Origin of the sequence: Nocardia salmonicida NBRC 13393 (genome assembly GCF_001613085.1) — a bacterium.
In the GTDB taxonomy this organism is placed as follows: Bacteria; Actinomycetota; Actinomycetes; order Mycobacteriales; family Mycobacteriaceae; genus Nocardia; species Nocardia salmonicida.
On record NZ_BDBR01000075.1, the window covers coordinates 1 to 9,067 of the forward strand.

Genomic DNA, 9,067 nt, shown 5'->3' on the forward strand with positions numbered 1-9,067 from the left:
ATCGTCGCGATCTTGTTGTCGGGCCGGTCTGCCGATTGGTAGTCGCGCACGATCAGCGCGGCCTATAGCAGTCCGAATGCATCGAACCCCCGAACCCGTGTAGCAGCACCACGACGGGCGCATGGTCGGATCCGTCGACAAGCACATGGACTGCCCCCGCGGCGGTGCGCATACGCGTGCCGATTCGGTATCGCGTTCGTGGGTCGAGTCTGGCCGGGTTCATCACGATCGCTTGGCGAGTGCGAGGCCGGCGGCCCGACCGGAGAAGATGCACCCACCCAGGAACGTCCCCTCCAGGGCGTTGTAACCATGGACGCCGCCGCCGCCGAATCCCGCGACCTCGCCCGCGGCGTAGAGCCCCGGAAACGGGGTGTCGTCGGGTCGCATGACCTGGCTGTCCAGGTTGGTTTCCAAGCCGCCCAGCGTCTTTCGGGTCAAAATGTTCAAGCGGACCGCGATCAGCGGGCCATGGGCGGGATCGAGGATGCGGTGCGGTGTGGCGACACGGGTGATCCGATCCCCACGTGAGCGGCGCGCGTTGTGAATCGCCATCAACTGAATGTCTTTGCCGAACGGGTTGTCGAGCTCTCGGTCGCGCGCCACGATCTGCGCCTCGATGTCGGCGACATCCAGTTGTGGCCCGCGCGCGATCTTGTTCATCCCGGCGACGAGTTCGGACAGGTTCTGCGCGACGACGAAGTCCTCGCCGTGCTGTTTGAACTTCTCGACGGGCCCTGGCGCGCCCTTGGACATCCGACTGGCGAGCACCGCGCGCAGATCCTTGCCGGTGATGTCGGGATTCTGCTCCGAGCCCGACAATGCGAACTCTTTCTCGATGATGGTTTGGGTGAGGATGAACCAGGAGTAGTCGTAGCCGGTGGCCAGGATCTGCTTCATCGTGCCGAGGCTGTCGAAGCCGGGGAAGTGTGGTGCGGGCATCCGCTGCCCGACCGCGTCGAACCACAACGACGACGGGCCGGGAATGATCCGAATCGCGTGGTCGGGCCAGATCGGGTCCCAGTTGTGGATGCCCTCGGTGTAGGCCCACAACCGGTCGCGGTTGACGACACTCGCCCCGGCCTGCTCGCTGATGGCAAGCATCCGTCCATCGACATGCGCGGGCACGCCGGAGATCAGATGCTGCGGAGCGGGGCCGAGTCGGGCCGTCGGCCAGTTCTCGCGGATCAGGGCGTGGTTGTGTCCGATTCCGCCGGAGGTGACGATCACCGCCGCCGCCCGGTGCTCGAACTCGCCGATCGTGGTGCGCGACGACGCGATTCCGCGGTCGAGGTCGGTGTCCTCGAGCACGCTGCCGCGGACACCGGTGCAGCTTCCGTCCTCGATGATCAGCTCGTCGACGCGGTGGCGAAACGCGAACCGCACCAACCCGGCGGTCTCGGCGCGCTCGACAGGTTCGGCGAAGACTCGCACCACCTCCGGGCCGGTGCCCCAGGTCAGGTGAAACCGTGGCACCGAATTGCCGTGGCCCGCGGCCGAACCCGATCCGCGTTCGGCCCAGCCGACGAACGGTAGGACGCGCAGGCCGAGGTCGCGCAGGTACTGCCGCTTTTCGGCGGCGGCGAACCGAACATAGGCCTGCGCCCATCGACGTGGCCACCGGTCCTCGCTGTCGAGGCGGTCGAATGCCGCCGATCCCAGCCAGTCCTGCAGCGCCAGATCGTAAGAGTCCCTGATACCCATGCGCTTCTGCTCGGGACTGCCAACGAAGAACAGTCCACCCAGCGACCAAAATGCCTGCCCGCCGAGGTTCTTGCGATTCTCCTGGTCGATCACGAGCACTCGCCGCCCGGCCTTGGCCAGCTCGTGGGTGGCCACCAGACCGGCCAATCCTGCCCCGACCACGACAACATCGGGTTCGAAGGTAGCGCTCATCAGGAAAGGGCCTCTCTCGGTGGCACAACGCGGGTCGTGAAGTGCGCCACGACAACTTTGAACAACATGGCCCGCCGGGCGCGGGCGGCCTCGGCATCGTCTTCGATCAGGCACTGGACCTGTGTTCCGTCGTGCACTGCGACCAGAGCCGGTCCCAGTGCCGCGCGGTCGGTGACCTCGAGCCCGAGTTGAGCCAGCAACCGGTCCAGCAGCGGCATCAGCGTGTCGAGGATCGCTGCTTCACGTGCGGCTATCACGCGCTTGAGCGAGGGATTACGCAGTGCGTGCGCGGTGAACTCGGAGCTGACCCGGTACCACCGGTCGTCGATGGGCACCAACGCCAACACGTATTCGACGACGTCGTCCAGTGACCCCAACCGCGGCTGCTCGCCAGGGGAGAACAGTGCCCCCACGTCGCCCAACATCTGCGTCGAACGTTGCTCCCACATCGCGAGGAACAGCTCCTCCATCGACGAGAAGTTCGAATAGAAGGCTCCTCGCGTAAACCCCGCGCGCTCGCACACATGCTCGACGCTGCTGTTTCCGAAACCGCGCTCCGCGAAGACCTCCAGCGCTGCGTCGAGGAGCCGCTGACGGGTGACGCCACGTCGGCGCTTCACCGGATTGGTCGTTTCAGCCATAGGTCGAGCCTAGCGGTATTTGGATTCAGTTTTGTATTCAGTGCGCTATTGTATCGAACTGAGACGCAGGTCTCACAGATGTCGACGACAGGAGCAGTGCGGTGGCACCAGGGCGAAAGATGCGAGTAGCCCCCTCAGCACTGATCCCACCCCCGCGCACCTGCGCACGGCAGGGATAGCAGACACGATGCTGGATCGATTTCCGCAGCTGCCCGCGACCACAAACGCGAGCGCACTACAGTGCGCGTTCCTTGGCACGTCCAGCGTGGTGCTGCGCGATCACCGCACCACGGTGCTCACCGACGGATTCATCAGCAGGCCACGTTTCGGCCGGGTGGCACTCGGCGGCGCACTGCACCCGGATCGACCCGCTATCGCAGGTACCCTCGCCGGGCTCGGCCTGACCGAAGCGGCGTCGGTAGTGGTGACCCATTCCCACTACGACCATGCGCTCGACGCGCCGACCGTGGCCACCACACTCGACGCTGACCTGATCGGCTCGCACTCCACCCGCGAGATCGCGCGAGGATATGACTTCGACCTGGGCCGCTACCGACTGGCCGAACCCGAAATACCTTGTAGTTACGGTGATTTCACCATCTCCCTTCGAGAGAGCGAGCACAGTCCCGGCGACCGGTGCCCGGGGGAAATATCCGTGCCGCTAGCCACACCCGCCCGGGCCCGCCAGTTCCGCACGGGCGAAACCTATTCGGTGCATTTCGCCCACCCGGCCGGCAACGTGATCGTGCACGGCAGCGCGGGCTACCGCCCGGATTGCCTCGCGGGGCTGCACGCGGACGTGATCTTCCTCGGTGTCGGCGCACTGGGTCGCCAGGACGCCGCGTTTCGTCGCCGCTACTGGGACGAAACCGTTGTCGCCGTCGGTGCCCGCCGCGTGGTACCGGTGCACTGGGACCGATTCTGGCGTCCGCTGACCGAACCGATGCGACCGATGCCTCGCCTGTTCGACAACTTCCGATCCACCGTCCGATTCTTGCGCGATCGCGCCGAGAAAGATGGCGTCGAGATCGCCATGGCACCGGCAACGACGTGGTGCGATCCGTTTGCGCCGCTGCGGTGATCGTTTCCCTCCCAGTGCGTACACCGTGCACTGAATCCACCGACGAAAGACCCAGGTGAAGTCCCGTGGTATTCCATGCAACGGTAAGCAGACAGATGGCTGAGCGCGCAGCTACGCCACTGGTGTCGCCGCTACGCCGAAGTGGGTGCGGTCGATGAACTCATCCGGCTTGATCACCGTCGGACTACCGATCGCTCTCGCGATCATCATGTTCGGTTTGGGTCTGACGCTGACCACCGGCGACTTTCGCCGCATCGGGCGTGAGCCCAAGGCGGTACTGGTCGCCCTGGTGCTGCAGATATTCGTCCTACCCGCCATCGCGTTCGGACTGGTCACGTTCTTCGGCCTCGACCCGCTGCTCGCGGTCGGGGTGATGTTGCTGGCCGCCTCACCCGGCGGGACGACCGCCAACCTGTTCAGCCATCTGTTCCGGGGAGATGTCGCACTCAATATCACCCTCACCGCTATCAACTCGATCTTGGCGGTGGTGACCATCCCGATCATCACCAACTTCGCGATCGCGCACTTCGGAGTGGCTGGCGACGTCGGCCTGCAGTTCGGAAAAGTGCTGCAGGTCATCGCGATAGTTCTGATACCGGTAGCGGTGGGCATGATCGTGCGGAGGTTCACCTCGACGTTCGCCGCACGCGCCGACCGTCCGGTCCGGATCTTCTCGATTGTGGTGCTCGCGCTCGTTTCGATCGGCGCCCTGGTATCCGAGCGGGACAATGTGGCCGACTACGCCCGTCAGGTCGGACTGGTCACCGGGCTGTTCTGCCTGTCGAGCCTCGCGCTCGGCTACGTGGGAGCCCGCATTCTGAAGCTCGGTCGGCCACAAGCGATCGCCACCTCGATGGAGGTCGGCATCCATAACACAACGGTGGCGCTGACCATCGCGATCAGCGTGCTCGGCAGTACGGAAGTAGCGATACCCAGTGCTGTGTATTCGATCCTGATGTACGCCTTAGCCACCGCGTTCGGCTATGCGGTCACCCGTGGCGGCTCCGAAGTATCCCCGGTCGATGCGACGACCACCGACCCGATTTCGGCGGAAAGCAGATGACGAACAAGAACAGTGCGCTGACACGGCGAACAGTGCTGGGCGGTCTAGTAGGGGCCGGCATGGCAGCCGCGTTCGGGAGCCTTCACCAAGCATCCGCGAAACCGCCGCCCACGTTGGATCCGCGATCGATCGACGCAAGGCAGCGGTTCTTCGGAGCGAGCAACGTCGATTCCGGCACCGGTGTCATTCGAGCCGACCGTGTCGTGATCGGTTGGCTCGGCTGCACCACCTACGCGATGGCGATGCGCGGCGCGGTGTTTTTGCTCGACGCGTGGATTCCACGCGGCACGGTCTCGGGGTACGTCCCGACCGATCCCGGCGAAGTCGCAGCCCTACGCCCCGACGCGATCTTCATCGGGCACGGTCATTTCGACCACGCGGCCGACGCCGGACGCATCGCCGAGGCTTCGGGTGCTGCGGTATACGGCAGCACCGAGCATTGTGCGGCGGTTCGACAATCGGTACCCACCTCGACGGTGCGTTATGTCGAACTGGGTGATGGCACGACCGCGGTGGGTGATCGCCGAGACTTCGAGGTGGGTGATGTCTCGGTCACCGCGATCCGGCATCTGCACTCCACACTCACCGCGCCCGAGGGCGGCCAGGAAGGTTCGGCCCCGTTCTTCCCCACACCCAACACGAGCGACATTGGCGCGCATCCACCTCAACCAGACGATGCGATCGACTTGGCGCGTCATCTTTTCGACGCCGAAGGTGGCAACATCCTCTACCAGTTCCGTACACCCGGTTTCGCGGTCCTCTGGCACGACACCGCAGGGCCGTTGGGCGAACGAGCTCCGCAGGTCCTGGCCCAACTGCACGAATTGCCGCCCACGGATGTGCATCTGGGGGCAATCCAGGGTTTCGGCCAATTCACCAACGGCCTGCGTGATCCGCGGGAGTACATAGAAGCGGTCGATGCACGGGTGTTCGTACCGGGACATCACGACAACTTTGTTCCCGGCGTCAGCGCACGAGGAGAAACCTACGAAGCACCGTTGCGCGCCGAGCTCGCGCGCCTGGCTTCCCCGCCCGAGCTTCGCTTCATGTCGGATCCGAGCGACTATCTCAACCCAGGACTGCTGACCTTCTCAGTTTAGAGCGTGTCTCACGTCGATACCTGTACAGGTCGGGTTCGCCGATTCGGGTGCCCACCTGCGCAATATGGCCTTCTGCAACTTCGGAATCCGGATGCTCGAACGGGTACGCATCCGCAAATTCATGCCTCTCGATACGGTCACTTCGCCGGAGGATTCGGCACCACCGTGCATGCCAGACAGTTCCTCAAAGCCATGTAGTCACCTCGCCCGGCCTGCGCGCCCGCCCCCGATCGATCCATGCACGACAAGACCCTGCTGTTCGGCCTGCCACCACGCATTCGCCCACCACTCCAACGAGGAAGCCTCCGATGTCGACCTTCCAGCCCCCAGCCCCAACTTCATCTACGAACAGCTCACACACCCCGTGGTCGCAGCCTGCTTCAGGACCAGAAGGCGTCGAGCGCACTCGAGCAAGAGCGATGGCGGGGGCGGCGGTCGTGGCGGTCGCGGCCTTGCTGTGCGGAGTCCAGCCACCACCGGCGCACGCCGCTCCGGAGGACTTCTACAACGCGCCCGCCGATCTGACTTCCACCGCGCCGGGAGATGTATTACGTACCGAACCATTGCCCTTGGCGCTGTCGATTCCCGGCACCGATGGACCGTTTCCGGGCCGCGCGACCCGGATCCTGTACCGCAGCAACGACACCCACGGCAACCCGATCGCAGTCAGCGGCTTCTACCTCGATCCCATCACCGCCTGGACCGGGCCCGGCGAGCGGCCGCTGATCACCCTGGCCGCGGGCACCCAAGGCCAAGGCGACGCGTGCGCGCCCTCGAAAACAGCCGGAGCACTGCTGGGCTACACCCCACCGCTCGGGCTCACCGCCGGTTACGAAATGCCCGCGATCGAGCTGCTCGCCGCCCGCGGCTTTGCGGTCGTGGTCACCGACTACCACGGCCTGGGCACCCCCGGGGTGCACGACTGGCTCAACCGCGAAGCCTCCGCACACGCGGTTCTCGATGCCGCGCGCGCCGCCAAGAATCTTCACTCCGCCACGATCACTCCCACCGCGCCTGTCGCGATCTGGGGATACTCCCAAGGCGGTGGCGCCGCAGCCGCGGCCGCTGAACTACACCCGGAATACGCCCCCGACCTGGACGTACGCGGCACCTTCGCCGGCGCGCCGCCCGCAGACCCGCTGCAGCTGCTCAGCGCACTGGACGCGACTATCGACAAGGGATACATCGCCTGGGCACTCAACGGCCTGGCCGCAGACTATCCGCAGGCCGGACCCGAGATTCAGGGCCTCCTGAGCCCGGCCGGGCAGACCTGGCTGCAAGAATCAGCAACCCAGTGCTATACCGAAATCATCGCCCGTTACGGCCTGCTCGACTCGCGCGCCTGGACCCGCACCGGTGAGACGATATCGTCCGCCATCACCGGTAACCGCGTCCTGCGTGAGCTGTTCGTTCAACAAAATATCGGCGCTCTCACCCCGAACGCGCCTGTACTGATGGTGTCCAACTCCGCCGACGACATCGTGCCGCACCAGTCGGTCGAGCAGCTCGCTACCGACTGGTGCGTCAAAGGTGTCGCCGTCCAACTCGACAAGGCCACCGAGGTACCGGCGATCCTGCCCGGAACCAGTACCGTCCACCTGCTGACCTACCCCCTGGCCACCGCCCGCGCCCTCGACTGGATCACCCAACGCCTCGCCGACGTCCCCCCGCCGAGCACCTGCACCCACTGAGCGGGGCAACGCGAACCGACTGGGCGCGGCGTCGCACCGGCGTTCACAGCGCCGACATCCTTGACGGCGATGAAAAGCCACCGGTCTCCCCGTTTCGTCCGGATCGATCAGGGTCAGGACACGGTCAGCGACGTGACGGACGTCCTGATATGGGGTGTATCAACGGCGGAGTGCCAGAGAACGGGTGGACGGTCGCCGCTTATTGCATCGACCGGATGCCAGCAGCGGTGCGGATATGACACGTCGTGAAGGCGGAACATGCCACAAGAGCTCGATGACCTACTTTCGCAAACTGCATACCGAGACTGCTGCCAACTTCGTCGACTTCGCCGAGCGGTTCCTCGGCGGCCACCGAGGCCATCTCTTGCAATAGCTTTCAGTCATTCGACGGTAAGCGCCCATCACGATCCCGGCTATGCGCGCCCGCCCCAGGGTGATCTCGATGTGCCTGCTCAGTCGCGCCGTCGCGCAGAGTTCCTCGCGGGTCACCCGCATCCTGGCCTCAAGGTTGTCGGCGCCCAACAATCGCTGTGGAGCCTTGACGACTTCGAACACGTTTCTCATCGCGCGACAGCGGTAGCGTGTGATGCAGGTGGGCTGCTGAAAGGGGAACAGATGGGTACCGTTCGGGCCGGATCGTGCCTGATGCGAGTGTCGGATCTGAGTCGCTCGCTGCGCTTCTACTGCGACGTATTCGAATGCCGTGTCGCGCTCGAGGAGCCGGACGCCGCGCTGCTGCTGACGCCCGCGGGTTTTCAGCTGTACCTGCGGGTCAGCGAGACTTCGCGCAGGCGCGCAATTGGCGACTTGGGCGTCGAGCAGATCGTCTGGTCCGCGGACAGCAAAACAGAACTCGACCGCGTCGAACACCGACTTCGCACCTACTGCTCCACCACCTATACCAACACCGCGAACGAGGTCAGTTTCGTCGAGGGTGTCGATCCGGACGGCTGCCGCGTCCTGGTCACCTACCCGACCCCGGCACAGCTTCCCCGCGCGGTCATCGACGCACGATTCCGATAAATCTTCAGCGCGCGGATCGGGAGCGGAGGCCACGCGCGCGTCCGGTGTCGAGTCCGCGGATCCGTTCTTGGACCGCGCCTCGGCGTCCTCGGCGACAGCCGTCCTGCGGCTGCGCGCTCCTGGGCGGTATCCTGCGCCGATCGCATTCCTCATCCTGCCGATCGTCCGCCGACCCACCGCGCTACCGGTCCGACCGGCACAGCCATGAACCTTCGGGTGCCCGACCTACACATCATGGCGAGCACTCGTGCCCGGAGTTATCCGTGTGACAAACCCGGCGATCCTCGACCATGCTCGACCGCATGCTGATTCGCACAGGTGGCACCGCCGACGCCGCGGCCATAGCCGCTCTCCATACCGCCAGTTGGCGTATTGCCTACGCGGGCATCTTTCCTGACGAGTACCTCGACGGCCCGGTCGACGCGGATCACGCCACCCGCTGGCGCACGCTGTTGTCCGAGCCGGTCACGGCGGGTGTTTTCGTTGCCGAGGAAGACTCAACCGTCGTCGGTTTCGCCTATTTCCGTCCGACCGAAGACGGCAGGGTCCTGCTCGACAACCTCCACGCACACCCC

7 protein-coding genes and 2 pseudogenes are annotated in these 9,067 nt (G+C 65.1%); 7 read left to right on the top strand and 2 right to left on the bottom strand.

Annotated elements, in window-relative coordinates; all coding sequences use genetic code 11:
• Positions 1–222: 222 nt before the first annotated feature.
• Positions 223–1,893 (bottom strand): FAD-binding dehydrogenase, encoded by a 1,671-nt coding sequence (locus tag NS1_RS38090; protein ID WP_062992559.1) that lies wholly within the window; start codon positions 1,891–1,893, stop codon positions 223–225.
• The gene (locus tag NS1_RS38095) at positions 1,893–2,534 is read right to left on the bottom strand and encodes a TetR/AcrR family transcriptional regulator (protein ID WP_062992561.1); all 642 of its coding nucleotides are present in this window, start codon (positions 2,532–2,534) and stop codon (positions 1,893–1,895) included. The genes NS1_RS38090 and NS1_RS38095 overlap by 1 nt, the downstream gene beginning before the upstream one ends.
• 187 nt (positions 2,535–2,721) lie before the next feature.
• Between NS1_RS38095 and NS1_RS38100 the strand changes: the two genes are divergently transcribed.
• The 7 genes and pseudogenes from NS1_RS38100 to NS1_RS38125 form a co-directional block, all read left to right on the top strand.
• Positions 2,722–3,615 (top strand): MBL fold metallo-hydrolase, encoded by an 894-nt coding sequence (locus tag NS1_RS38100; protein WP_062992563.1) that lies wholly within the window; start codon positions 2,722–2,724, stop codon positions 3,613–3,615.
• 154 nt (positions 3,616–3,769) lie between these two features.
• A complete protein-coding gene (locus tag NS1_RS38105; protein ID WP_062992566.1) occupies positions 3,770–4,678 on the top strand; it encodes a bile acid:sodium symporter family protein in 909 nt (302 codons plus the stop codon).
• Between the two features lie 59 nt (positions 4,679–4,737).
• Entirely contained in the window at positions 4,738–5,778 is a 1,041-nt protein-coding gene (locus NS1_RS38110) for an MBL fold metallo-hydrolase (protein ID WP_255284843.1), read from the top strand.
• 22 nt (positions 5,779–5,800) lie between these two features.
• A pseudogene (locus tag NS1_RS42225) lies at positions 5,801–5,887 on the top strand (hypothetical protein); the annotation flags it as partial.
• Between the two features lie 310 nt (positions 5,888–6,197).
• On the top strand, positions 6,198–7,469 hold the full coding sequence (locus tag NS1_RS38115) for a lipase family protein (RefSeq protein WP_062992569.1): 1,272 nt from the start codon (positions 6,198–6,200) through the stop codon (positions 7,467–7,469).
• A gap of 615 nt (positions 7,470–8,084) precedes the next feature.
• Complete coding sequence (locus NS1_RS38120) at positions 8,085–8,492, top strand: VOC family protein (RefSeq protein ID WP_062992571.1); 408 nt, start codon at positions 8,085–8,087, stop codon at positions 8,490–8,492.
• A gap of 302 nt (positions 8,493–8,794) precedes the next feature.
• A pseudogene (locus NS1_RS38125) lies at positions 8,795–9,067 on the top strand (GNAT family N-acetyltransferase); the annotation flags it as partial.

Bases quoted from the DNA above. Each gene is read 5' to 3' on its own strand.
- NS1_RS38100 (WP_062992563.1), top strand. From the start codon at position 2,722: ATGCTGGATCGATTTCCGCAGCTGCCCGCGACCACAAACGCGAGCGCA.
- NS1_RS38120 (WP_062992571.1), top strand. From the start codon at position 8,085: ATGGGTACCGTTCGGGCCGGATCGTGCCTGATGCGAGTGTCGGATCTG.
- NS1_RS38115 (WP_062992569.1), top strand. From the start codon at position 6,198: ATGGCGGGGGCGGCGGTCGTGGCGGTCGCGGCCTTGCTGTGCGGAGTC.
- NS1_RS38090 (WP_062992559.1), bottom strand. From the start codon at position 1,893: ATGAGCGCTACCTTCGAACCCGATGTTGTCGTGGTCGGGGCAGGATTG.
- NS1_RS38110 (WP_255284843.1), top strand. From the start codon at position 4,738: ATGGCAGCCGCGTTCGGGAGCCTTCACCAAGCATCCGCGAAACCGCCG.
- NS1_RS38095 (WP_062992561.1), bottom strand. From the start codon at position 2,534: ATGGCTGAAACGACCAATCCGGTGAAGCGCCGACGTGGCGTCACCCGT.
- NS1_RS38105 (WP_062992566.1), top strand. From the start codon at position 3,770: ATGAACTCATCCGGCTTGATCACCGTCGGACTACCGATCGCTCTCGCG.